Source organism: Rhizobium sp. 10PS4 (assembly GCF_032464805.1).
Lineage (GTDB): Bacteria > Pseudomonadota > Alphaproteobacteria > Rhizobiales > Rhizobiaceae > Rhizobium > Rhizobium laguerreae.
Map to the genome: position 1 here is coordinate 306,384 of NZ_JAWDIW010000005.1, position 22,706 is coordinate 329,089.

Annotated in this window: 21 protein-coding genes; 12 read left to right on the forward strand and 9 right to left on the reverse strand. The window is 61.1% G+C overall.

What is annotated here, in order from left to right; translation table 11 throughout:
- Positions 1 to 11: 11 nt before the first annotated feature.
- The 3 genes from RWJ89_RS11850 to RWJ89_RS11860 all read right to left on the reverse strand — a co-directional run bounded on the left by RWJ89_RS11850 (position 12) and on the right by RWJ89_RS11860 (position 2,733).
- On the reverse strand, positions 12 to 1,331 hold the full coding sequence (locus RWJ89_RS11850) for a peptidoglycan DD-metalloendopeptidase family protein (protein WP_131642164.1): 1,320 nt from the start codon (positions 1,329 to 1,331) through the stop codon (positions 12 to 14).
- A 104-nt stretch (positions 1,332 to 1,435) separates the two neighbouring features.
- Positions 1,436 to 2,263, reverse strand: a complete 828-nt coding sequence (locus RWJ89_RS11855; RefSeq protein WP_077978263.1) for a ferritin-like domain-containing protein — start codon at positions 2,261 to 2,263, stop codon at positions 1,436 to 1,438.
- A complete protein-coding gene (locus RWJ89_RS11860; RefSeq protein WP_012757610.1) occupies positions 2,260 to 2,733 on the reverse strand; it encodes a peroxiredoxin in 474 nt (157 codons plus the stop codon). The genes RWJ89_RS11855 and RWJ89_RS11860 overlap by 4 nt, the downstream gene beginning before the upstream one ends.
- A gap of 125 nt (positions 2,734 to 2,858) precedes the next feature.
- Here RWJ89_RS11860 and RWJ89_RS11865 point away from each other — a divergent pair, with 125 nt between their 5' ends.
- Positions 2,859 to 6,257, forward strand: coding sequence for a YhdP family protein (locus tag RWJ89_RS11865; RefSeq protein ID WP_316030938.1), 3,399 nt, complete (start codon positions 2,859 to 2,861; stop codon positions 6,255 to 6,257).
- A gap of 40 nt (positions 6,258 to 6,297) precedes the next feature.
- On the opposite strand, the gene RWJ89_RS11870 is transcribed toward RWJ89_RS11865, so the two are convergent.
- The gene (locus RWJ89_RS11870; RefSeq protein WP_316030939.1) at positions 6,298 to 7,959 is read right to left on the reverse strand and encodes an alpha-amylase family protein; all 1,662 of its coding nucleotides are present in this window, start codon (positions 7,957 to 7,959) and stop codon (positions 6,298 to 6,300) included.
- Positions 7,960 to 8,180: 221 nt separating this feature from the next.
- On the opposite strand from RWJ89_RS11870, the gene RWJ89_RS11875 reads away from it, so the two are divergent.
- On the forward strand, positions 8,181 to 8,501 hold the full coding sequence (locus RWJ89_RS11875) for a hypothetical protein (protein ID WP_168283576.1): 321 nt from the start codon (positions 8,181 to 8,183) through the stop codon (positions 8,499 to 8,501).
- A gap of 59 nt (positions 8,502 to 8,560) precedes the next feature.
- Here RWJ89_RS11875 and tyrS read toward each other — a convergent pair whose 3' ends face one another.
- Positions 8,561 to 9,817, reverse strand: a complete 1,257-nt coding sequence (gene tyrS, locus RWJ89_RS11880; protein WP_168283577.1) for a tyrosine--tRNA ligase — start codon at positions 9,815 to 9,817, stop codon at positions 8,561 to 8,563.
- A 133-nt stretch (positions 9,818 to 9,950) separates the two neighbouring features.
- On the opposite strand from tyrS, the gene RWJ89_RS11885 reads away from it, so the two are divergent.
- Positions 9,951 to 11,069, forward strand: a complete 1,119-nt coding sequence (locus tag RWJ89_RS11885; RefSeq protein WP_316030940.1) for an anhydro-N-acetylmuramic acid kinase — start codon at positions 9,951 to 9,953, stop codon at positions 11,067 to 11,069.
- Entirely contained in the window at positions 11,066 to 11,593 is a 528-nt protein-coding gene (locus RWJ89_RS11890; RefSeq protein WP_316030941.1) for a GNAT family N-acetyltransferase, read from the forward strand. Before RWJ89_RS11885 ends, RWJ89_RS11890 begins: the two co-directional genes overlap by 4 nt.
- Here RWJ89_RS11890 and RWJ89_RS11895 read toward each other — a convergent pair.
- Together RWJ89_RS11895 and RWJ89_RS11900 are read right to left on the reverse strand one after the other, a co-directional pair.
- Positions 11,590 to 12,765, reverse strand: coding sequence for an acyltransferase family protein (locus tag RWJ89_RS11895; protein ID WP_131665273.1), 1,176 nt, complete (start codon positions 12,763 to 12,765; stop codon positions 11,590 to 11,592). The two genes, RWJ89_RS11890 and RWJ89_RS11895, sit on opposite strands and share 4 nt — an antisense overlap.
- A gap of 144 nt (positions 12,766 to 12,909) precedes the next feature.
- On the reverse strand, positions 12,910 to 13,587 hold the full coding sequence (locus RWJ89_RS11900) for an alpha/beta hydrolase (RefSeq protein WP_003540001.1): 678 nt from the start codon (positions 13,585 to 13,587) through the stop codon (positions 12,910 to 12,912).
- A 217-nt stretch (positions 13,588 to 13,804) separates the two neighbouring features.
- Between RWJ89_RS11900 and RWJ89_RS11905 the strand changes: the two genes are divergently transcribed.
- From RWJ89_RS11905 to sufA, 8 genes are all read left to right on the forward strand, one after another.
- Positions 13,805 to 15,022: a cysteine desulfurase family protein gene (locus RWJ89_RS11905; protein ID WP_131665274.1), complete on the forward strand. Its 1,218-nt coding sequence runs from the start codon at positions 13,805 to 13,807 to the stop codon at positions 15,020 to 15,022.
- Between the two features lie 93 nt (positions 15,023 to 15,115).
- Positions 15,116 to 16,585 (forward strand): Fe-S cluster assembly protein SufB, encoded by a 1,470-nt coding sequence (sufB, locus tag RWJ89_RS11910; protein ID WP_131665275.1) that lies wholly within the window; start codon positions 15,116 to 15,118, stop codon positions 16,583 to 16,585.
- 1 nt (position 16,586) lies between these two features.
- The gene (locus RWJ89_RS11915) at positions 16,587 to 16,832 is read left to right on the forward strand and encodes a hypothetical protein (protein ID WP_221998286.1); all 246 of its coding nucleotides are present in this window, start codon (positions 16,587 to 16,589) and stop codon (positions 16,830 to 16,832) included.
- Between the two features lie 83 nt (positions 16,833 to 16,915).
- Positions 16,916 to 17,671, forward strand: a complete 756-nt coding sequence (gene sufC / locus RWJ89_RS11920; protein WP_131665277.1) for a Fe-S cluster assembly ATPase SufC — start codon at positions 16,916 to 16,918, stop codon at positions 17,669 to 17,671.
- Positions 17,672 to 17,696: 25 nt separating this feature from the next.
- Positions 17,697 to 18,971 carry a Fe-S cluster assembly protein SufD gene (gene sufD / locus RWJ89_RS11925; protein ID WP_168283579.1) on the forward strand — a complete coding sequence of 425 codons (1,275 nt, stop codon included), beginning with the start codon at positions 17,697 to 17,699 and terminating at the stop codon, positions 18,969 to 18,971.
- A gap of 12 nt (positions 18,972 to 18,983) precedes the next feature.
- Positions 18,984 to 20,225 carry a cysteine desulfurase gene (locus RWJ89_RS11930; protein WP_316030942.1) on the forward strand — a complete coding sequence of 414 codons (1,242 nt, stop codon included), beginning with the start codon at positions 18,984 to 18,986 and terminating at the stop codon, positions 20,223 to 20,225.
- A 12-nt stretch (positions 20,226 to 20,237) separates the two neighbouring features.
- Complete coding sequence (locus RWJ89_RS11935) at positions 20,238 to 20,618, forward strand: SUF system Fe-S cluster assembly protein (protein ID WP_003559708.1); 381 nt, start codon at positions 20,238 to 20,240, stop codon at positions 20,616 to 20,618.
- Positions 20,619 to 20,711: 93 nt separating this feature from the next.
- Entirely contained in the window at positions 20,712 to 21,104 is a 393-nt protein-coding gene (gene sufA / locus RWJ89_RS11940; RefSeq protein WP_018072227.1) for a Fe-S cluster assembly scaffold SufA, read from the forward strand.
- 58 nt (positions 21,105 to 21,162) lie between these two features.
- Here the strand turns inward: sufA and RWJ89_RS11945 are convergent, their stop codons facing one another.
- Both RWJ89_RS11945 and RWJ89_RS11950 read right to left on the reverse strand, forming a co-directional pair.
- Entirely contained in the window at positions 21,163 to 21,468 is a 306-nt protein-coding gene (locus tag RWJ89_RS11945) for a flagellar basal body rod protein FlgC (RefSeq protein WP_131665280.1), read from the reverse strand.
- A 164-nt stretch (positions 21,469 to 21,632) separates the two neighbouring features.
- Positions 21,633 to 22,679: a glycoside hydrolase family 25 protein gene (locus RWJ89_RS11950; RefSeq protein ID WP_316030943.1), complete on the reverse strand. Its 1,047-nt coding sequence runs from the start codon at positions 22,677 to 22,679 to the stop codon at positions 21,633 to 21,635.
- Positions 22,680 to 22,706: the final 27 nt, after the last annotated feature.

A 22,706-nucleotide genomic window follows, 5' to 3' on the forward strand; every position in this document is an offset into this window, starting at 1 on the left:
CCAGGCAGGAGTTACTTGATATAGGTGGCGAGTTTAAGGCCGGCATTCATGAAATATACTGGATCGACGGCATGGCCGTCCTGGCGCACTTCATAATGCAGGTGCGTGCCCGTTGAGCGGCCGGTGCTGCCGGCAAGGCCGATGACGTCGTTGCGGTCGACCGTGTCGCCGACCTTGACCAGAACCTCCGACATATGCCCGTAGCGCGTTGAGATGCCGTTGCCGTGGTCGACCTCGACCAAGTTGCCGTAGCCGCCGGTCCAGCCGGCTGAGATCACTTTGCCGGGTGCCGTCGGGCGGATCCTTTCGCCCGGCGAAAAACGGAAGTCGATGCCGGAATGGAGCGCGAGGCGGCCAAGAAAAGGATCACGGCGATTGCCGAAAGGGCTGGTCACGTCCTTGCCGATGGCGGGATTGCGGAAGGGCAGGGATTCGGCCGTGCTGCGCACCGCTTCGAGCCGCGTCAGTGCGCCGTCGAGCGCTGCGAGCGAATTGTTGAAGTCGTCGTTGCTTTCAGGCTCGATATAAGGACCGCCGACGGCATCGTCGTCGTCTTTCCTGGCAGCGGTCTCGGGCATCGGAATCTTGAAGCGGGTCAGCACGGTCTCGATGGCATTGGCGGCATTGCCGGCATCGCTCGTCAACTGTTCGACACGGCTGCGCTGATCCTGTTCGACATCTTTCAGCGACAGCGTCACCTTGGAAAAGACGCGGTCGGCACGGTCGCCGACCGTGTCGGTGGCCGGCACATAGGCAAGCGTCGAATTGTCGGGCGTCGCATCGGCGGGCGCACCGCTCGCCAGCTGTTTCTCGATCGCCTCGATGCCGGTCCCGGAGAGCGAAGCGCGCTTGTCCTTGACATCGGGTGCATAGGACTGAACGGGCGAAGACGGCGCAGGCGGGGCGCCGTCCTTTTCCGTCAGGCCGGAGCTTTCGGCCCGGTCGAGCAGATTGTCGAGTTTGCCATGGCGCGAGGTCAGCGCCATCTGCTGCTCCATCAGCTTGTCGACCTTGTCTTCCACCACCTGCTGATCGAGAAGCTGGCGGGAGGTGATGCGGTCGACCTGGGCGCGGAGGGCAGCGATGCGGTCTTCATAATCGTGCTGCATGCGGGCCTGGCGGGCCATGGTGGCGCCGATCAGGTCGTCGCGCAGCACGAGATAGGACGTGGCCAGGAGGTAGCCGATCGAGAAGACGCCGACGAAGCAGAAGGCAAGTGCTGCCATCCAGGGCCGGACCGTCATATGGCGGACTTTATCGCCGCTTGCGAGGATGAGGATATGTTCCTGCGCCCGCCTGCCGAATACCCGGTGCTGATGTCCGCTGTTCACGCAGGCTCTCCCGATTGATGCTCTACGCCTCTTTCGGAAATTAGACACCGTTATGGTTAATGAATACTTTCATTGCTGCCGTCGTGTCATAAATTTCAGTGACTTCAAGCGTGGCTGATCGATGCAAGCGCGCGGTAGAAGGACGGCGTCAGCCCTGCCTCGGCGCGGGCAAGGTCGTTGAAGGGCGGCTTCAGCGGTCCGCGGAAATTGGCACGCACCAGCTCCTGGAAGGCCTTTGCCGGATCGCGCTTCTCGCGGGCGCAGAGAAAGCGGAACCATTTGGCGCCGACGGCGACATGCCCTTTCTCGTCATTGTAGATGACGTCGAGCACCGCTGCACTTTCGAGATCGCCGGTCTGGCGCATCTTCGCCTGCAGCGACGGCGTGACGTCGAGGCCGCGGGCTTCCAGAATCAGCGGCACGACGGCGAGCCTTGCCGTCAGATCGTTGCGCGTCGCATGGGCGGCCTGCCAGAGACCGTCATGGGCGGGCAGATCGCCGTAATCGGCGCCGAGATCCTTGAGCCTGGCGCGCACCATGCGGAAATGCTTCGCCTCCTCGAAGGCGACCTGCATCCAGCCGTCGAAAAAGGAATTCGGCACCTGCTCGGTCGCGAATCGCGCGACGATATCGAGCGCCAGATCGACGGCGTTGAGCTCGATATGGGCGATGGCGTGCAGCAGCGCGATCCGGCCTTTGAGCGTATGCAGCGAGCGCTTCTCCACCTGGGTCGGCGGCGTCAGCACCGGTTTGTCAGGACGGCCGGGCCTGTCGGGCAGGGCTGCATCGAGCGGCGAGCGCAGCGACACCCGGCGGGCGAACCAGCGGGTGGCGCTTTCCTGCGCAAGCGCCGTCTTGCGGTCAAGATCGGCGGAGGAGATCGCATCGATGGCGCCGCCGCGCAGCGAGGTTATCGTGAGATCCCCGGTCACGCCGCCAGGTTCCTCACGGCCTCGAGCACGGTTTCGGCATGGCCCTGCACCTTCACTTTCTGCCAGATGGTGGCGATCGTGCCGTCCTGGCGGATCAGGAAGGTGGTACGCTCGACACCCATGAAGTTGCGGCCGTACATGCTCTTTTCCTTCCAGACGCCATAGGCCTGCAGCGTCGTTTTTTCCTCGTCCGAGGCGAGCGCCACCGAAAGACGGTGCTTCTTGATGAACTTGTCATGGCAGGCGGCCGAATCGGGCGACATGCCGATGACGGCAGCACCCGCCGCTTCGAACTCGGCTGCTAACGCCGTGAAAGCCAGTGATTCGGCGGTGCAGCCCGTGGTGTCGTCCTTGGGATAGAAGAACAATACGAGCGGCTTGCCGTGGAATTCGGCCAGCGAAACGCGGCCGCCGCCGTCGCGGGGAAGGTTGAAATCAGGGGCCGAGACGCCGATGCCGGGAACCGCCATTGGGAAAACCTTTCTTTTGCCGGGTTTGTGGATGACACTTTCTCTCCCCGAATTATATAGTGGACGGATACCCGTCCAGCATGGCCGGGTTCAATTCTTCACTTAAAGGGAGAGCCCGAGGGCGCATGTCAGCCATCCGCGGCGAAAAGGTCACGTTTCGCAAGAAGGATATCGTTGCGCTGGACCGCTTGCCGTCCGCCCAGGCCGAGGATCCGATCATCGTTCATTGCCCGCCGCCGCGTTCGTCGATGCGCCGCACGGCGAAGCTGACCTCAGGATTTCTGGGACTGATCCTCGTTATTCTCGCTGCCATCGTTTTCACCGTCGAGAGCGGCATGTTCGACAAGCCGCTGTCGCAGCAGGCGCAGGCGGCGCTGAATGGCGTGGCCGGACCGCGCTACCGCGCCGAGGTTGGTTCCACCGTCATCCGCTTCACCTCTGATTTCCGGCTGGCGCTGGAAGCGCGCAACGTCAACATGATCGACCAGGAGAGCGGCCAGCACCTGTCGACGACGGGTTCGGTGCGCCTGGGGCTCGATCCGCTGCAGCTTTTCCGCGGCCGCATCGCCGTCGCGGACATCGAAGCGGAGGATATCGCGCTCGATACCGCGCTTCTGCCCTCCGGCAATGCCGTCAAGCTCGACGATCTGCGCATCGACGCCATGCCAGCGGCGATGGAGAAGATCTTCTCGCAGTTCGACATGTTCGACAGCATCGTGACGCGCGGCTCGACCAATTCGGTGCGCATCTCCGGCCTCGATATCAAGCTTGCCGATACCGCGAACGGTCCGCTGTCGCTCGTCATCGACAATCTCGTCTTTGCCCATGCCGGCCCGTCCTCGCTGCAATTAACCGGCGAAGTCGCGCTTAACGGCGAAGTGGCGGAGCTCGACGTGCTGGCCGAGAAGCAAGATGGCCACGTGTCCAAGGTCGTGGCGACGCTGAAGCATGCCGACCTCACGCCCTTCGGGCTGAAACGCAACGATCAGGGCGCAATACGGCAAGGGCTCAGCGCCTTTGCCGACCTCACCGTGTCGGCCACCAGAGGGCGCGATGGCGTGCAGCCGGCGCTTGCGGCGACAATCGATATCGATCCCGGCCAGATCTATGCGGATGGCGATCCGCAGCAGCTGTCGGGCGGGCAAATCAATCTCGTCTACGATTTCGCCAAGCAGACGATCGAGATCGCCCGATCGAACGCCCGGTTCGGCGCGACCACGCTTCCCATCAATGGCGCGCTGATCGATCTCGACAAACTCGACCCGCAGGCGGGCAAAGGCTTCGGCATCGACCTGCTCGTCAGCGGCGGGACGGCAGCCCCCGCCGGCTCCGGCGAGCAGCCGCTCTCCTTCGACATCCAGGCGACCGGGCGCTACATGGTCGCCGGCCGCGAATTCCAGTTTCCCAACATAACCGCTTCCAGCCCGCTCGGCGCGCTCTACGGATCGCTCCACGTCAAGCTCGGCGACAAATCGCCGGAGATCAGCTTCGCCGGCCAGTCGGCGCAGCTGCAGACGACAGCGATCAAGCAGCTCTGGCCGTTCTGGATGGCGCCCAAGGTGCGCACCTGGGTGCACGGAAATCTCTTCGGCGGCACCGTCACCAACGCCACCATATCCGTCTTCATTCCTTTCGGCAGGTTGGACGAGGCAGCCGGCGGCAGGGGCCTGAAGCTCGACGCCAACCAGATCCGCATCGGCTTCGACATTGCGGAGGCGCGGATTAACGTCGCCGGCGACATTCCGCCGATCCGCGACACGTCAGCACATTTCGACCTGACCGGCCCGGTTGCGACGATCGCGATCAAGAACGGTACGTCCTATTTCCCCTCCGGCCGGTCGGTCGGCCTCGGGCAGGGGACGTTCGTCTTGCCCGCCACCTACGATAAACCGCTGATGGCCGATATCGATCTCGCGGTCTCCGGGGCGGCTGACGCCGTCGGCGAGCTTCTGACCTACCGGCCGATCCGGGTGCTGCAGCGCGCCGGCTTTACGCCCGACGATCTCAAGGGCCGGATCGAGGCGAATGTGAAGGCCCATTTCGGCCTGCTCTCTTCGCAAAACCCGCCGCCGGCCGAATGGACGGCGGCAATGAAGCTCACCGATATCGATCTTGCCAAGCCGTTTTCCGGCCGGATGATCAGCAATCTCGACGGCACGCTGAACGGCAACCCGAAACGGATCACGCTTGACGCAAAGGCCCAGATCGACGGCGTCCCGGCCGATATCGATCTTACCGAACCGGTCGAGCCATCCGACACAGCGGCCAAACAACGGGTGATCACTGCGACCCTTTCCGAGGACCAGCGCAACAAGCTGATACCCGGCCTTTCCGGCATCGTCGGCGGCAGCGTGAAGATGGTGCTGACCCGCATCGACGACGACCGGCAGGACGTCCAGCTCGACCTCACCAAGTCGCTGCTCGAACTGCCCTGGATCGGCTGGACGAAGGGCAGCGGCATTGCCGCCACGGCCGAATTCGAAACATCAGGCCCGGCCGACAATACCCAGATCAAGAACTTCCGGCTGAAGGGCGACGGTTTCGGCGCCAATGGATCGTTGAACTTCGGCAAGGGTGGGCTGATCTCGGCCGATTTCGACAGCGTCAAGCTCTCCTCGCTCGACGATTTCGCCCTGTCGGTGAAGCGCAGCAAGGGCAATTTCGACGTCTCGGTCTCCGGCGACAGCGCCGATGCGCGGCCGGTCATCCAGCGGTTGAAATCGGGCTCCGACGGCGATGGTGATGGGGATGTCGGCGACACCGGCGTATCGGTGCGCGCCAGGCTGAAAAACGTCATCGGCTTCAACGACGAGAAGGTCGGCAATTTCCAGGCGCAAATATCACTGCGCGGCGACAAGCTGCAGGCGCTCAATTTTTCCGCCGTTACCGACAGCGGTGAGGCGGTGGTCAGCCAGATGAAGGACGGCGGCGTCATCAACATCACCAGCGGCGATGCCGGCGCGGTATCGCGTTTCGCCGATCTCTACCAGCACATGCAGGGCGGGTTGCTCAATCTGGCGATCCGGCTAGGGGCGGAGGGCGGCTGGGACGGCTCGCTCGACGTGCGCCGCTTCGCGATCGTCAACGAACAACGCCTGCGCTCGATCGTCTCGACGCCTGTCGGAAATGAGCAGCGCAGCCTCAACGAGGCGGTCAAGCGCGACATCGATACTTCGTCGCAGCGCTTCCAGCGCGGCTTTGCCCGCGTCGTCTCGCGCAACGGCATGGTCGGCATTGAGAACGGCGTGCTGCGCGGCGACCAGATCGGCGCAACCTTCCAGGGCATCGTGCGCGACCGCAAGGGCAACATGGACATGACCGGCACCTTCATGCCGGCCTACGGGCTCAACCGCCTGTTCGCCGAACTGCCGCTGATCGGCGTGATCCTCGGAAACGGCAGCGACCGCGGCCTGATCGGCATCACCTTCAAGCTGACAGGCAAGTTCGACCAGCCAAACCTGCAGATCAATCCGCTGTCGATCATCGCGCCTGGTGTTTTCCGGCAGATCTTCGAGTTCCAGTGAGGCGGGAAGCGGTCACGGCAGAGGTCGTGGCGAGACCTACCTAAATCTCCGTCCGCTTGAGGAGATAGTCGAGGCCGCCGACGCGATACCAGCGATAGCCGTATGCATCGAGCATGACGGTATGAAGTCCTTTTTCGTCCGCCTTGCTGCTCGCACCATCGGCGATATCGATCAATTGTCGTCCGTCTTCACCGATGTCAGGATCGAAAGTCACTTCCGCCGGCTGTGCATGCAGATTGTGCAGGATCAACACGGAATTGCCGCGCCAGTCATAACGAAGCGCCAGCACGCCGTCGTCGCCGGTGTCAATCACGGAGAAGTCGCCCCAGCCGATCTCAGGAGCTTCCTTACGCATCCGGATCATCCGCTCGGTCCAGTTCAGCAAAGAATTGGGATCGCGCCGCTGTTCGGCAACATTGATATGCTGGAAGCCGTAGGGGCCGTCCTTGATGACAGGGGAGATGGGTTTTTTACTTTTGGTGAACCCGCCTTCCGGTTCCGTCGACCATTGCATCGGCGTGCGGGCGCAATTGCGCTCGGGCATGCCTAGATCGTCGCCCATGCCGATTTCGTCGCCGTAGCGTATGACAGGCGTTCCGGGCAGCGAAAACAGCAGGCTGTAGGCCATTTCGATCCTGCGGTGGTCGCCGCCGAGCATCGGCGCCAGGCGACGACGAATGCCCCTGTCGTAAAGCTGCATGTTCTTGTCGGCCCCGAAAGCGGCAAATACCGCATTGCGCTGCTTTTCCGTCAGCCGGCCGAGGTCCAGTTCATCATGGTTGCGGAGGAAGAGGCCCCATTGTGCGGTCGCCGGGCGCGGTTTCGTCGCCTCCATGGCCTTCTTGAGCGGCCGCGTGTCGGCGCTGGCGAAAGCGTAAAACAGCGCCTGATTGACCTGGAAATTGAACATCATCTGCATGCGGTCGCCATCATCGCCGAAATATTCGAAATTGTCCTTCGGCAGGATATTGGCCTCCGCCAAAATGATGGAATCGCCCAGGCGCCACTGCAGGAATTCGCGAAATTTCCTCAGCATATCGAATTGTTCGACAGGCTTGGTAACGTCGGCGCCTTTTGTCGCGATGATGAAAGGGGCGGCATCCATCCTGAAGCCGGCGACACCGAGCTGGATCCAGAAGCCCATGATCTTGAGGATTTCCGCCTGCACCTCGGGGTTCGATGTATTGAGATCGGGCTGATGATCGTAGAAGCGGTGAAAATAATAAGCCTTTGCCTTGTCGTCATAGGTCCAGGTCGTCTTCTGGACGCCCGGGAAGACCATGCCCTGATCGGCATTATCAGGTTTTTTATCCGACCAGACGTACCAGTCGCGATAGCGCGAGCGTGGATCGCTCCTTGCGTCCTGGAACCAGGGATGGTCCCTGGATGTATGATTGATCACCAGGTCGATCAGCACCCGGATACCGCGTTGCTTGGCGCCGTGGGTGAACTCGACGAAATCGCCGAGCGAGCCATAGCGCGGGTCGACATTGTAATAATCGGAAACGTCGTAACCGTCGTCGCGACCGGGCGACGCCTGGAACGGCATGAGCCAGATCGCGGTCACGCCGAGGCCGGAAAGATAATCGAGGCGCCGCATCAGGCCCTGAAAATCACCGACGCCGTCACCGTTCGCATCCATGAATGTTTCGACGGACAGGCAGTAGATGACAGCGTTCTTATACCAGAGGTCGTTGATCATGCCGGGGCTCCAATCCAATCTGGTCGCAAATCCCGGCGGGCGGAAAAGGTTCCGATAAAGCATTCGCTATGTGGGTCGCTAAGCTTCGCGGTAAACACTGCGCGGGCTCATCCTCGACAAACCGCTTTCAGCCAGGCTGACAAATCCGGCAGCGATGCTTTGCCTATTTTAGTGAAATCTGATGTACTATAGTGTCCCGGCAGCAAGCAACGGCCGGTGCAATGTCGGAGGATGCGATGCAGTGCGCGCGGGCAGTTTCTCTTTCATCGGCCGCCGTGATGGCGGTTACGATTGCCGACGTGTCGCTTTCTGCGGAAAAGAGCGCGCGGTTGAACTCGCAAGAGGCGGTCATCCGTTCCGACCACGTCCTGACGGTTCCTCTGGACGCGATGATGACGCCGCCGATCTTCTCGATCAGCTGGTGGTCGCGGGTAAAGCCCGCTTCCAGCGTCGATCCGCCGGGGTATCTTCTTAAGAGACCAGAGGAGATGACGCGCAATACCGACCGGGAGCTGAATGATCGTGCCCGCCGACCCGAATAGTCAGGCAAAGAAAAGCCGGCGCGGACGCCGGCTTTTATATCGATTCGAATTGAAGCCGCTTACGCCGCGCGGCGGATCAGGATGTGTTTCTTCTTGCCGAGGGAGAGCTTGATGATGCCGTCGGCGGTGATCTCGCCGCTGCCGATCATCTTGCGTTCGTCGCTGACCGCCTCGTCGTTGATGCGGACTGCGCCGCCCTGAACGTGACGGCGGGCTTCGCCGTTCGATGAGGCAAGGCCGGCACGAACGATCAGCGACAGCAGGCCGATGCCGGCGTCGAGCTCGGAGGCGGGCACGTCGACCGATGGCAGATTTTCCGAAAGGCCGCCTTCCTCGAAGGTCTTGCGTGCGGTTTCGGCGGCTTGTTCAGCGGCCTCGCGGCCGTGCAGGATCGCCGTTACCTCGGTTGCAAGGATCTTCTTGACCTCGTTGATCTCCGAACCGCCGAGTGCCGAGAGCCGGGCGATTTCATCCATCGGCAGCGTCGTGTAGAGCTTCAGGAAGCGCGAGACGTCGGCATCCTCGGTGTTGCGCCAGTACTGCCAGAAATCATAGGCCGAGAGCATGTCGGCGTTCAGCCAGATAGCGCCCGTCGCCGACTTGCCCATCTTGGCGCCCGACGAGGTCGTCAGCAGTGGCGATGTCAGTGCATAGAGCTGCGGTGTCCCCATACGGTGACCGAGATCGATGCCGTTGACGATATTGCCCCACTGGTCCGAACCGCCCATCTGCAGGCGGCAATCGTAGCGCTTGGCAAGCTCGACGAAGTCGTAGGCCTGGAGGATCATGTAGTTGAATTCCAGGAAGGACAGGGATTGTTCGCGGTCGAGACGCGTCTTGACGCTGTCGAAGGACAGCATACGGTTGACCGAGAAGTGCTTGCCGACGTCGCGCAGGAATTCGAGGTAGTTCAGCGAGCGCAGCCATTCGGCATTGTTGATCATCAGCGCGTCCTTCGGACCGTCGCCGTAGTTTAGGTAATTGGAGAAGACGCGCTTGATCGAGGCGATGTTGCCTTCGATCGTATCGACGGTCATGAGCTGGCGCGCCTCTTCCTTGAAGGAGGGATCGCCGACCATGCCGGTGCCGCCGCCCATCAGCGAGATGGCGCGATGGCCGGTCTTCTGCATCCAGTGCAGCATCATGATTTGGATCAGCGAACCGGCATGCAGGCTGGGCGCGGTCGGATCGAAGCCGATATAGGCCGTCACGGTTTCCTTGGCGAACAGGTCGTCGAGGCCGCTTTCATCGGAGACCTGATGAATGAAGCCGCGCTCTTTCAGCGTACGGAGGAAATCGGACTTGAACTCGGACATAGGTTTCGTCTCTTGGTGTCTGCTTCGCACCCCATGCGGGCTTGAAGCAAGTTCGTTGTTGTTGATCTGTCGCGGCGCGTTTAGCACTGTTTTTATAAAAGTGCATCCGGGAATCGCATGGGAGGCAAGCCTCATGGATGTCATCAGGACCGCGATTGGGCTGATGAGCGGCACGTCGATGGACGGAATCGACGTCGCGTTGATCAGGACTGACGGCCGCGGCTTTATCGAGCGCGGGCCGTTCATGGGCGTGCCCTATGACGCGGATTTTCGCGGGCAGCTCAAACGGGCGCTGGAACTGTCGCGTCCACTCAGTGAGAGAAGCCAGCGACCGGCTGAGCTTCGCGATATCGAGCTTGAACTGACGTTGCGGCATGCAATTGCCGTTACGGCATTCATGGGGCGTTTCGATATCGCGGCCGATACCGTCCATGTTCTCGGCTTCCATGGTCAGACAGTGCTTCATCGCCCTGATGAGGGATTGACGATCCAGATCGGCGACGGCGGGGAACTGGCCAAGAGAACCGGCATATCTGTGGTCTACGACATGCGCGCCAACGATATGGTTCATGGCGGCCAGGGTGCGCCGCTGGTGCCGGCCTATCACGCAGCACTTGCGGGAAAATTCCAGCAGGCGGGACAGGCGGTGTGCTTCGTCAATATTGGCGGCATCTCCAATCTCACCTTTATCGGCACGGACGGACGAATATCGGCCTTCGACAGCGGGCCGGGCAATACGCTGATCGACCAGTGGGTGGAGATGCAGACCGGCAAAACCTATGACCCCGGCGGCGAGATTGGCGGACGCGGCAAGGTCGTGGCCAGCTTGGCGGAACGATATCTGCAAAGCCCGTTCTTCCACGGCAATGTTCGCCGTTCGCTGGACCGCGGCGATTTTGCGCCGCTTCGGCCCGAGGAAGCGAGCCTTGAAGACGGCGCCCGGACGCTGGCGCATGTCGCCGCCGCCTCGATCATCAAATCCGCCGGTTTCCTGCCGGAGACCCCAGCGCTCTATATCGTCTGCGGTGGCGGGCGGCTGAACGTCACTCTCATGGCAGAGTTCTCAGTCATGGCCGAAAGGCTGGGCTCGAGGGTGTTGACGGCGGAGGAGGCGGGCTTCGACGGCGATGCGATGGAAGCCGAGGCCTGGGCCTATCTCGCCGTCCGATCGTTGGACGGGCTGCCGCTGACATTCCCCGGCACGACAGGGGTCGCGGCTCCCGTCACCGGCGGGGTACTGGCAACACCATGACAGAGCAAAGGGTCTTACTGAAGACGCCACGGCTTACCTTCGTCATGTGGGACGAAGGCGATGCGATCCTGGTGCAACAGCTGCATTCGACGATGGCGACGACCCGATACCTGTCCGGCAACGTGCCGTGGAGCCTCCAAAAGGCTGAGGAACGGCTGCACGGCTGGTTCGAGGAACAGGCGCGCGACGGCACGACCAAATATAAGCTCCTCGCCGAGGACGGTCGATTTGTCGGCCGTGCGGGGATTTCAAAGTTCAGGAACGAGCAATTCGAACTCGGTTATTCCCTGCGCGAGGAGGCTTGGGGCAAGGGCCTGGCGACCGAAGCGGCGAGCGCGTTGGCCGACTGGTTCTTCGAACGGCAGTTTGCATCCGGCTTCATCGCCTTCACGCATCCCGAAAACATCGCCTCGCAGCGTGTCCTTAGAAAGATCGGCATGCGCGAACGCACGCCGATTCTGGTCGATGGAGAGCTGGACACGGCCTTCGAACTCACCGCCGAGATGCGACCGGCAAAGCTCTAACTCTTTACGGCGACCGGCCGGACATGGGATTCGCGCCCAGCCTGATGGCCATCCTCGACTCCCCTGACCTGGGCGATGAACGAGAATTTCTTGCGAAGGCCGAGGATCGGCTTCTCGATGAAATGCCAGGACAGCACTGCAACGGCGAGAGCCGATGGCAGGCCGACGAGATAGAGAGCCAGCGCACCATATTTCGGATAGAGGAAAACCGACGGGAACGAGCTGATCCAGATCTGCAAAAACGGGTCGTGATAGAGATAGACGCCGTAGGAATAGTCGCCCTTCCTGAAAAAGGCCGGGATGGGCACCTCGGACAGGCCGACGAAGACGGTGATGTAAACGAGAGAGGTGATGACCAGGGGCCGGTTCATCACCGACTCCGTCGCCCGGCTGTCCAGGGTGAGGATAGCAACGATGCAAACCAGGCAGGCGGCGGCGAACAGCCAGCGGGAATGCGGAATGACTGCTCTGAACTGAAAGACGACGATGCCCATCATGAAGGCCGTGATCAGCTGCGAGCCTCGGCTCATGAACAGGAAGCGAGCGACCGGCTTGATCGAGCCGGGCAACAGATAAGGCATCTTCTGCACGATAAGGCCGATGACGATGTAGGCGATCGTCACCGCGAGCAGCTTGTAGCGCGTCTTCACAATGGCGGTGATCATCAGGAACGACATGATGATGTAGCAGAAGATTTCCCAGGGAACCGTCCACAGAGCGCCGTTGACACGCTGGCTCGGATTATCCTGGAAAACGCCAGGCAGCTCGTAATGGATCCAGCCGACGATATTCAGGAAGTATTTGAAAAACCGCTGATCGGTAAAATATTCGGAATGATAAACGACCGTAATGATCGGCCCGATGATCAGCGAACAAACGACGATATCGACGGCAAGGGCCGGGACGATGCGCAAGCCTCGGTTGATCAGAAAATTCCGGAGGCTCAGGCGCTGGGCGCTGCCGGCGATCAGAAATCCGCTCAACGCGAAGAACATCGGAACAAGAGCGTATTCAGTGAACCAGAATACTGACCCCCTGATGAAGTCATTATTGTCGGTTAACAAAAAGGAATGGGTCAATACGATGGAAAAGGCGAGCCCTATTCGAAGGAAATCGAACCCCGGACCAATTCCCCTATATTTATCCAGGACTTCCCCGAACGACTTGGTCATTGCGGACCTCGCTTTTGTTAGGATCGCGAGGACCCTACCGCACTGCAACATGGATTGCAACACGATAGGTGATCTGTTCCGGCACAGCCGGCTCCGGTTGTGTTCCGGACCGTCATGGCATTGATGAGGCTGAGATTTTTGGTGTCAGCGAATCCGCTTGGCGGCCGGTTCCGGCACCAGTTCGCCGTTGAGGCGACGGTCGAGATAATCCTCGCATTCGCCCATCAGCGTTTCCACCTGGCCATTGAAGAAGTGGTTGGCATTGGCAACGGTGCGGTGCGTGATGAGGATGCCCTTCTGGGTCTTCAGCTTCTCGACCAGGCCGTTGACATCCTTTTCCGGCGCGACCTTGTCGGCCTCGCCGTTGATGATCAGGCCGGAAGACGGGCAGGGCGCCAGGAAGGAAAAGTCGTAGGTATTCGGCTGCGGCGAGATCGACATGAAGCCTTCGATCTCCGGCCGGCGCATCAGGAGCTGCATGCCGATCCAGGAGCCGAAGGAATAACCGGCGACCCAACAGGTCTTGGAATCAGGATGCAGGCTCTGCACCCAGTCGAGCGCCGAGGCGGCATCCGAGAGCTCGCCGGCGCCGTGGTCGAATTCGCCCTGGCTGCGGCCGATTCCCCGGAAATTGAAGCGCAGCGTCGTGAACCCGCGCTTCTGGAACATGTAGAAGAGCTGATAGACGATCTGATTGTTCATCGTGCCGCCGAACTGCGGATGCGGATGCAGAATCAGGGCGATGGGCGCGCTTTTTTCCTTGGAGGGCTGGTAGCGGCCTTCAAGACGGCCGGCTGGGCCGTTGAAAATAACTTCGGGCATTGGTACTCCGGGTTTTATTTCGCGTTCGCGCTGCGTTGGATGACAACATGACTTGACTCCTGTTGTCAGCTTTTCTAAAACGCAGTTTAGAACAATTCGAAACTTGCATGGCGATCCACGCATCGTGGAACGTGTCATAAGGCAAGCCCGGCGGAAATTTCAAGAAAAATGAACCGCGGCCGCTGAAGCAAGCTCGTCAAGCGCAGGACTGAAGATCATGGCGCCGCCACGCCTTTATCTCGACTGGAATGCCACAGCGCCGCTGCACCCCGCAGCACGCGCGGCGATCATGCGCGCCATCGACGTATTTGGCAATCCGAACAGCGTGCATGGAGAGGGCCGCGCCGCGCGCGCCGCCATCGAAGGCGCACGACGCAAGGTGGCAGCACTTGCCGGTACCGATGCCGGCAATGTGGTCTTTACCAGCGGCGCGACCGAAGCCGCCAATCTGGTGCTGACGCCGGATTTCCGCATGGGCCGCACGCCGCTTCGCCTTGGCCATCTTTATTTTTCGGCGATCGAGCATCCGGCGGTGCGCGAAGGCGGCCGCTTCGCCAGAGAGAAGATGACGGAGATCCCGGTGACGGAAGCCGGCATCGTCGATCTCGATGCACTGGGCCTCCTGCTCGATGCGCATGACAAGGCCGCCGGCCTGCCGATGGTCGCTATCATGCTCGTCAATAACGAGACGGGCATCGTTCAACCGGTCGAGGCGGCCGCAAAGATCGTCCACGCCCATGGCGGGCTCTTCGTCGTCGACGCCGTGCAGGCGGCCGGCCGCATCGCGCTCGATATCGGCAAGATCGGCGCCGATTTCATGATAGTTTCCTCGCACAAGATCGGCGGGCCGAAGGGTGCCGGCGCGCTCATTGCGCAGGGCGAAGCGCTGATGCCCAGGCCGCTGATCCAGGGCGGCGGGCAGGAGCGGGGTCACCGCTCAGGGACACAGAATTCGCTGGCGCTGATCGGCTTCGGCGCGGCAGCTGAAGCGGCCATCGACGAACTCGAGGCGCGCAATGCGGCAATCGGCTCGTTGCGCGAGCGGCTGGAAGCCGGCATGCGCGAGGTAGCAACCGATGTGATGATCCACGGCGAGGGTGGCGAGCGTGTCACCAATACGATCTTCTTCACCCTGCCGGGGCTGAAAGCCGAGACCGGACAGATCGCCTTCGATCTCGAAGGCGTCGCACTTTCCGCAGGTTCGGCCTGCTCATCGGGTCGGCTTGGCGAAAGCCATGTGCTGACGGCGATGGGCCGTGACGCCAAGCTCGGAGCTCTGCGCATCTCGCTCGGCTTTTCGACGACGGAAGAGGATATCGACAGGGCGATCGCGGCTTTCACAAAGATCGCCAACCGGCGCAGGTCGGTTGGGGAGGCGGCGTGCCCGCTGTCAAAACTTGCGGAAACGCAAATTTCTACTTGCCAATCGGGCTGAAAAGTCCCTTTTGGCCTCTTACATAAAGGGCAAGACAATTGCCCAAACGCTACAAGCTGCCGGACCTTGTATCCGGCGAGATTGGAGAATGAGATGGCTGCGGTGCAGGAAACAATCGACCGGGTGCGCCTGATCGATGTGGACCAGTATAAATACGGTTTCGAGACCGTCATCGAGATGGACAAGGCGCCGAAAGGCCTGTCCGAAGATATCATCCGCTTCATTTCGGCGAAGAAGCAGGAGCCGGAGTGGATGCTGGAATGGCGTCTCGAGGCCTATCGTCGCTGGCTGACGCTGGAAGAACCGACCTGGGCGCGCGTCGACTATCCGAAGATCGATTTCAACGACATCTATTATTACGCCGCGCCGAAAAGCACGCCGGGTCCAAAGTCGCTCGACGACGTCGATCCGGAGCTGCTGAAGGTCTATGAAAAGCTCGGCATCCCGCTGCGTGAGCAGGAGATCCTTGCCGGCGTCGAGAAACCGAAGATCGCCGTCGACGCCGTCTTCGACAGCGTCTCGGTCGTTACCACGTTCAAGGCAGAGCTGAAGAAGGCCGGCGTGATCTTCATGTCGATCTCGGAAGCCATCCGCGAGTATCCGGAACTGGTGAAGAAATACCTCGGTTCCGTCGTTCCGACCAGCGACAACTACTATGCGACGCTGAATTCGGCAGTCTTTACCGACGGTTCCTTCGTCTTTGTGCCGAAGGGCGTTCGCTGCCCGATGGAGCTGTCGACCTACTTCCGCATTAATGAGAAGGGCACCGGCCAGTTCGAGCGCACGCTGATCATCGCGGAAGAGGGCGCCTACGTCTCCTATCTCGAGGGCTGCACGGCGCCGCAGCGCGACGAAAACCAGTTGCATGCCGCCGTGGTCGAGCTGGTTGCGCTCGACGATGCCGAGATCAAATATTCGACGGTGCAGAACTGGTATCCCGGTGACAAGAACGGCAAGGGCGGCATTTACAACTTCGTCACCAAGCGCGGCGATTGCCGCGGCGACCGCTCGAAGATCTCCTGGACGCAGGTCGAAACCGGCTCGGCGATCACCTGGAAATATCCGTCCTGCATCCTGCGCGGCGACGACAGCCGCGGCGAGTTCTACTCGATCGCCGTGTCCAACGGCCACCAACAGATCGACAGCGGCACCAAGATGATCCATCTCGGCAAGAACACGTCGAGCCGCATCGTCTCCAAGGGCATCGCCGCTGGTGTGTCCAACAACACCTATCGCGGCCAGGTCTCGGCCCACCGCAAGGCGTCGAATGCGCGCAACTTCACCCAGTGCGATTCGCTGCTGATCGGCGACAAGTGCGGCGCCCATACCGTGCCCTACATCGAGGCGAAGAATTCGACGGCGCAGTTCGAGCATGAGGCGACGACCTCGAAGATCTCCGAGGACCAGCTGTTCTACTGCCTGCAGCGCGGCATCCCGACCGAAGCGGCGATCGCCCTGATCGTCAACGGCTTCGTCAAGGAAGTCCTGCAGGAACTGCCGATGGAATTCGCCGTCGAGGCGCAGAAGCTGATCAGCATTTCGTTGGAAGGCAGCGTGGGCTGACATCAACGAGACGGACAAGAAACGCATTCTTGAACGTCTGGAGAACATGCGCGGGGAGATATTGGCGAAAATTCGCCCCCGCCAGCAGGCATATGAACCCGAGAAACCGCCGGAGCAGCCCTATGTGTTTCTCCAGCAGCGCATGGAAAAGCCGGGAAAGATCGTTCAGGGGATCCCGGAATTTCTCGAATGGCTTTGGCTCGTAACGGTCGCGGTTTTCCGTGTCATCCGTTTTTTTTGGCGATAGCACCGAGCCCAACATGATGATGTCCTTACAAATTACGCGAGGCTCCGATGAGCTGCGCAGAGAAAACGCAGGAAGAACCAAAGATGCTTGAAATCAGAAACCTTCATGCCCGCATCGCCGAAGACGGCACCGAGATCATCCGTGGCCTGAATCTGACGGTGAAGGCCGGCGAAGTTGCCGCGATCATGGGGCCGAACGGCTCCGGCAAGTCGACGCTCTCCTATGTGCTGTCCGGCCGCAGCGATTACGAAGTCACCGAGGGCGACATTCTCTACAATGGCGAGAGCATTCTCGAGTTCGATCCCTCCGAACGCGCCGCCAAGGGCATCTTCCTCGCCTTTCAGTATCCGGTTGAAATTCCGGGTGTCGCCACCATGCAGTTCCTCAAGGTGGCAATGAACGAGCAGCGCAAGGCGCGCGGCGAGGACGAGCTGACGACGCCGGATTTCATGCGCCGCGTCAAGGATGCCGCCGGCAAGCTGCAGATCAATACCGAGATGCTGAAGCGGCCGCTGAATGTCGGCTTCTCCGGCGGCGAGAAGAAGCGGGCCGAAATCCTGCAGATGGCGCTGCTCGAACCGAAGCTCTGCGTGCTCGACGAAACCGATTCCGGCCTCGATATCGACGCGCTGAAGATCGTCGCCGACGGCGTCAACGCGCTGCGTTCGCCGGACCGCGCCGTTGTGGTCATCACCCATTACCAGCGCCTGCTCGACTATATCGTGCCGGATACCGTTCATGTGCTCTACAAGGGCCAGGTGATCAAGTCGGGCGACAAGACGCTGGCGCATGAGCTGGAAGCCAACGGCTATGCCGACATCATCGGCGCGGCAGCCTGAGTTTCGGGCGGAAAGGACGACGTCCATGAACATGCAGACGACAAGCCGCCTGACCGCGGCCGAGGCGGCGCTGATCGAGGCCTTTAACCAGCAGATCGGCGAGCTGCCGGGCAATGGCGCGGTAACAGCACTGCGGGACCGGCTTCTCGACGATCTGAAGAAGGCCGGCCTGCCGACGCGCCGAATCGAGGCTTGGCACTATACCGACCTCAAGAATCTTTTGCGCACTGTCCCGTCGCAGGCGGGTGATGCCGGCTCGGACGCTTTGGAGCCGCTCGTTGCTGATGCCACGGTGCTGGCGGTGATTCAGGGCCATTCCAACCAGAAGGCTGCCGCTGACGGTCTTGGCGTTTCGCCCTATTCCGAACGTCTGCTCGACGGCTCCGCCGCGGACGGCCTGGATGCGCTCGGCAGCGACGACGCGGTCGGCCGCATCAATGGCAGCTTCGTGCGCGACGGCTATGTCGTCGACGTGCCTGCCGATACCGAGCTTGAAAACCCGCTCGAAATCCAGTTCATCCATGCCGGTGGGCAGACGCACACGCGTCTTCCTGTTTCCTTCGGCGCCAACGTCAAGGCGACCGTCATCGAGCGTCACCTTGCGGTGACTGGCGACGCAGCCTTTGTGTCTCACGTCAGTGACATCGTTGTCGGCGAGGGCACGGAGCTGACCTGGATCATATTGCAGCAGCAGGGAGCCGACGATACGCATCTCGGCCAGATCCGCATCGATCTCGGCGCTGATGCCAAGCTTCGGCTTTTCGTCATCAATGCCGGCGGCAGGCTGGTGCGCCAGGAGCTCAACATCAAGGTGACGGGCGAGGGCGCAGACCTGACGCTGCGCGGCATCAATCTGCTCGGCGGCGACACGCATACTGACGTGACGATGGTGCTCGGCCACGACGTGCCGAATACCGGCTCGACCGAAGTGATCCGCAACGTCGTCTTCGACCGCGCCAAAGGTGTGTTCCAGGGCATGATCCGGGTCGCGCCCGATGCGCAGAAGACCGATGCCAAGATGGCCTGCAACACGTTGCTGATGTCCGACGATGCCGAATTCTCGGTCAAGCCCGAACTCGAAATCTTCGCCGACGACGTCCAGTGCGGCCATGGCGCCACGGTGACCGATATCGACGCCAACCATCTCTATTACATGATGGCGCGCGGCATTCCGGAGAACAAGGCGCGGGCGATGCTCGTCAACGCCTTCGTCGCCGAAATCGTCGAGGAACTGGAAGACGAGGCCCTGGTCGAGGCGCTGGAAGGCGTGATTTCGGCCTGGCTCGAAAAGCACGCCTGATCGGATATAGCAATGGACAAGATCGTGCCGGCCACGCAATACGACGTCGAAGCCATCCGTCGGGATTTTCCGATCCTGGCGGAGAAGGTGTATGGCAAGCCGCTGGTCTATCTCGACAACGGCGCATCAGCGCAGAAGCCGCAGGTGGTGATCGACGCCATCTCGCATGCCTATTCCCATGAATATGCCAATGTGCATCGCGGCCTGCACTATCTCTCGAATGCGGCCACGGACGCCTACGAGGCAGCGCGTGAGAAGGTGCGCCGTTTCCTCAACGCCCCCTCGGTCAACGACATCATCTTCACCAAGAATTCGACGGAAGCGATCAACACCGTCGCCTATGGCTGGGGCATGCCGAAGATCGGCGAAGGCGACGAGATCGTGCTCACGATCATGGAGCACCATTCCAACATCGTGCCTTGGCACTTCATCCGCGAGCGGCAGGGCGCCAAGCTCGTCTGGGTGCCCGTGGATGATGAAGGCGCCTTCCATATCGAGGATTTCGAGAAAAGCCTGACGGAGCGCACCAAGCTCGTCGCCATCACCCATATGTCGAATGCGCTCGGCACGATCGTTCCCGTCAAGGAAGTCTGCCGGATCGCGCATGAGCGCGGCATCCCGGTGCTGATCGATGGCAGCCAGGGCGCGGTCCATCTACCTGTCGACGTGCAGGATATCGATTGCGACTGGTACGTGATGACCGGCCACAAGCTCTACGGCCCGTCGGGCATCGGCGTGCTCTACGGCAAGAAGGAGCGGCTTTTCGAGATGCGGCCGTTCCAGGGCGGCGGAGAGATGATCTTCGAGGTCGCCGAGGATATGGTCACTTATAACGACCCGCCACATCGCTTCGAGGCCGGCACGCCGCCGATCGTGCAGGCGATCGGGCTCGGTTATGCGCTCGACTACATGGAGAAGATCGGCCGCGAGGCGATCGCCAAGCATGAGGCCGATCTTGCCGCCTATGCGGTCGAGCGGCTGAAATCCGTTAATTCGCTGCGCGTCTTCGGGACGGCGCCCGACAAGGGAAGCATCTTTTCCTTCGAACTTGCCGGTATCCATGCCCATGACGTCTCGATGGTGATCGACCGGCAGGGTGTTGCGGTCAGGGCCGGCACGCATTGCGCTATGCCGCTCTTGAAACGCTTCGGCGTCACCTCCACATGCCGTGCATCCTTCGGCATGTATAATACCCGCGCCGAGGTCGATGCCTTGGCCGATGCGCTTGAATATGCGCGCAAGTTCTTTGCTTGAGGAGTGTCCGTGATGAGCCTGGACGAAAGCGAACAGAAGATCGACGTGCGCGAAGGCATCGTGCATTCCAGCATTCCGGCCGATGAGCTGGCGCGGCTGAGCGACGACGTCATCAGCGCGCTGAAGACGGTCTACGATCCGGAAATTCCCGCCGACATCTTCGAGCTCGGTCTGATCTACAAGATCGACATCGAAGACGACCGGATGGTGAAAATCATGATGACGCTGACTGCGCCCGGCTGCCCGGTGGCCGGCGAGATGCCCGGCTGGGTCGAAAACGCCGTCGGCGCCGTCGAAGGCGTGTCGGGCGTCGAGGTTGCCATGACCTTCGATCCGCCGTGGACGCCGGATCGCATGTCCGAAGAGGCGCAGGTCGCCGTTGGCTGGTATTGACGTCCCGCGGTATTGATCCGTTTACCTCGGACGACTACATTTGAATCACGATGCACCGGATCTTGACCCCGGTTGCGGAAGGAGAATGAGCCGATGGGCTTTGCAATCATGAGCATGACGGACGGTGCTGCGGCCCGCGTCAAGGCGATTGTCGAAAACTCTGGGCCTGACGCCAAGGGTGTGCGCGTCGGCATCAAGAAGGGCGGCTGCGCCGGGATGGAATATACCATCGACCTGGTGACTGAGCCCAACGCCAAGGACGACCTGATCGAGCGCGACGGTGCCAAAGTCTGGGTCGAGCCGTCGGCGGCTCTTTACCTGCTCGGCACCGAGATGGGGTTCGAGACGACGACGCTCCGCTCCGGCTTTACCTTCACCAATCCGAACCAGACATCGGCCTGCGGTTGCGGTGAATCCGTCGAGTTGAAGCCTGCCGATCTCGCGGCTCTTGCCGCCCAGCGCCAGGGCGAGCCGGCGCATTCCTGATAGCTTCAGAGCGGCGGAAAATTCTCCGCCAGCAAGTCTCCGATGAAATCGGGCGTGCTCAGTCGCGCTTGATGCTCATCAGCATTTCCCACATGTCGGCGCCGGTCTCGAAGACCACGGCGTTTGCCTTATAGCTCTGTTCGGCTTCGATCAGGTCGGTCAGTTCGGTGGCCGGATCGACATCTGACGCCGTCGGGCTGACGACGGCCTGCACGCCGCCTGACTCAACGGAGGTGAGGCTGGTGTTCAGCCTGGCATAACCCGGCGTGCTGCTGTTTGCGATGTTGTTGGCAACCACGCTAACCCGCGTCGTCTGCGCTCGCATTCCCGAAAGAGCAGTGCTCGTAACACCCGATATGCTCATCAGCCATTTCCCCAGAACTGGATGAAATTCTTGTACATGCAAGGGCTTAGGGAATGTTGAAGGCGTTGCGTTAGCAAAGATCTACAGGTTCGCGCATCTTCGTAGCCATCTGTTCCGGATTGGCACGGAACGGGGTCGGGGGCGCGGAGCCATGGTCAGCTTCGCTATCGCGACGCCACCCAGTCATGCCAATCGCTCTCGTTGCCGTTGAACACGTTGAGGTCGATCTTGCCGTCGACGCCTTCGGAAAGGCCGGAGCCGGAATACTGCCAGAAGACCCACTTGCGGCCGGGATAGACCTTGGAGGGATGAGCGGCCACAGAGCGCAGCCAGAAGGGATAGTCGAGCAGTTGGCCCTTCAAATTGTCGCGGTAGAAATCCGGCGCGGTGTAGATGATCGGGCGCTGACCGTAATGGCGCTCCAGCTTGTCCATGAAAACCTGCATCTTTTCCCGGACACGTGCGGGAGAGATGCGCCTCTTGCAGCTCGATTCGCCGTTCCATTCGACGTCGATGACGGGCGGAAGAGCGTTGGCTTCCCTTGGCACATTGCGGATGAACCAGTCGGCCTGCTCACCGGCTGTCCGGCACCAGTAGAAGAAGTGATAGGCGCCGTGTTTCAGGCCGGCTTCCTTGGCCCGGCGCCAGTTTTTCTTGAACATCGGATCAAGGTGATCGCCGCCGTCGGTCGCCTTGATGTAGACGAAGTTCGCGCCTTGCCGCCGCAACGTCTCCCAGTTGATCTCGCCCTGCCAGCGCGACACGTCGACGCCGTGCACGGCAAGCTTCCTCGGCGAAGTGGAACCGAAGTTGATCGGCTTGGCATCGCGGAACCGGTGGCCGTAAATATGGCCGCGTGTCGGCGATCTCGTGCCGACATCGGGCATTGCATTGCCGGCGGGATTGGACGGCATCAGCAGCGCGACCGGCTTATCTGTCGGCATCGGCATACCGACCGGCCTGTCGGCGGGCACGAGCGCCTGTGGCTCCGGAACCTCTCCCGCCCAGCGCAACGCCTGCTGCGGCGGGCTTGCCTGCGGCGCAGGATCGCCAACGGCGGCGGCCGGAATCGGGCCGCTCGGCTGGGCGATGGCATTGGTCGTTTCCGGCGACGGCACGTTGCCCAGCACATCTTCGGCGCCAGAACTAGCAGCGCATCCCGACAGGATCAGGGCGGCGAGGAGGATTGCTGGCACTGCCGAGGGACGCATAAGAACCTGCACGCAAAACAAGGGATC

What these genes read in the sequence shown, in the direction of transcription:
- RWJ89_RS11905 (WP_131665274.1), top strand. Translation starts at nt 13,805, where the DNA reads ATGGCGCCGCCACGCCTTTATCTCGACTGGAATGCCACAGCGCCGCTG.
- RWJ89_RS11950 (WP_316030943.1), bottom strand. Translation starts at nt 22,679, where the DNA reads ATGCGTCCCTCGGCAGTGCCAGCAATCCTCCTCGCCGCCCTGATCCTG.
- RWJ89_RS11900 (WP_003540001.1), bottom strand. Translation starts at nt 13,587, where the DNA reads ATGCCCGAAGTTATTTTCAACGGCCCAGCCGGCCGTCTTGAAGGCCGC.
- sufC (WP_131665277.1), top strand. Translation starts at nt 16,916, where the DNA reads ATGCTTGAAATCAGAAACCTTCATGCCCGCATCGCCGAAGACGGCACC.
- sufB (WP_131665275.1), top strand. Translation starts at nt 15,116, where the DNA reads ATGGCTGCGGTGCAGGAAACAATCGACCGGGTGCGCCTGATCGATGTG.
- RWJ89_RS11875 (WP_168283576.1), top strand. Translation starts at nt 8,181, where the DNA reads ATGTCGGAGGATGCGATGCAGTGCGCGCGGGCAGTTTCTCTTTCATCG.
- RWJ89_RS11895 (WP_131665273.1), bottom strand. Translation starts at nt 12,765, where the DNA reads ATGACCAAGTCGTTCGGGGAAGTCCTGGATAAATATAGGGGAATTGGT.
- sufA (WP_018072227.1), top strand. Translation starts at nt 20,712, where the DNA reads ATGGGCTTTGCAATCATGAGCATGACGGACGGTGCTGCGGCCCGCGTC.
- RWJ89_RS11935 (WP_003559708.1), top strand. Translation starts at nt 20,238, where the DNA reads ATGAGCCTGGACGAAAGCGAACAGAAGATCGACGTGCGCGAAGGCATC.
- tyrS (WP_168283577.1), bottom strand. Translation starts at nt 9,817, where the DNA reads ATGTCCGAGTTCAAGTCCGATTTCCTCCGTACGCTGAAAGAGCGCGGC.
- RWJ89_RS11945 (WP_131665280.1), bottom strand. Translation starts at nt 21,468, where the DNA reads ATGAGCATATCGGGTGTTACGAGCACTGCTCTTTCGGGAATGCGAGCG.
- RWJ89_RS11930 (WP_316030942.1), top strand. Translation starts at nt 18,984, where the DNA reads ATGGACAAGATCGTGCCGGCCACGCAATACGACGTCGAAGCCATCCGT.
- RWJ89_RS11885 (WP_316030940.1), top strand. Translation starts at nt 9,951, where the DNA reads ATGGATGTCATCAGGACCGCGATTGGGCTGATGAGCGGCACGTCGATG.
- RWJ89_RS11890 (WP_316030941.1), top strand. Translation starts at nt 11,066, where the DNA reads ATGACAGAGCAAAGGGTCTTACTGAAGACGCCACGGCTTACCTTCGTC.
- RWJ89_RS11870 (WP_316030939.1), bottom strand. Translation starts at nt 7,959, where the DNA reads ATGATCAACGACCTCTGGTATAAGAACGCTGTCATCTACTGCCTGTCC.
- sufD (WP_168283579.1), top strand. Translation starts at nt 17,697, where the DNA reads ATGAACATGCAGACGACAAGCCGCCTGACCGCGGCCGAGGCGGCGCTG.
- RWJ89_RS11865 (WP_316030938.1), top strand. Translation starts at nt 2,859, where the DNA reads ATGTCAGCCATCCGCGGCGAAAAGGTCACGTTTCGCAAGAAGGATATC.
- RWJ89_RS11860 (WP_012757610.1), bottom strand. Translation starts at nt 2,733, where the DNA reads ATGGCGGTTCCCGGCATCGGCGTCTCGGCCCCTGATTTCAACCTTCCC.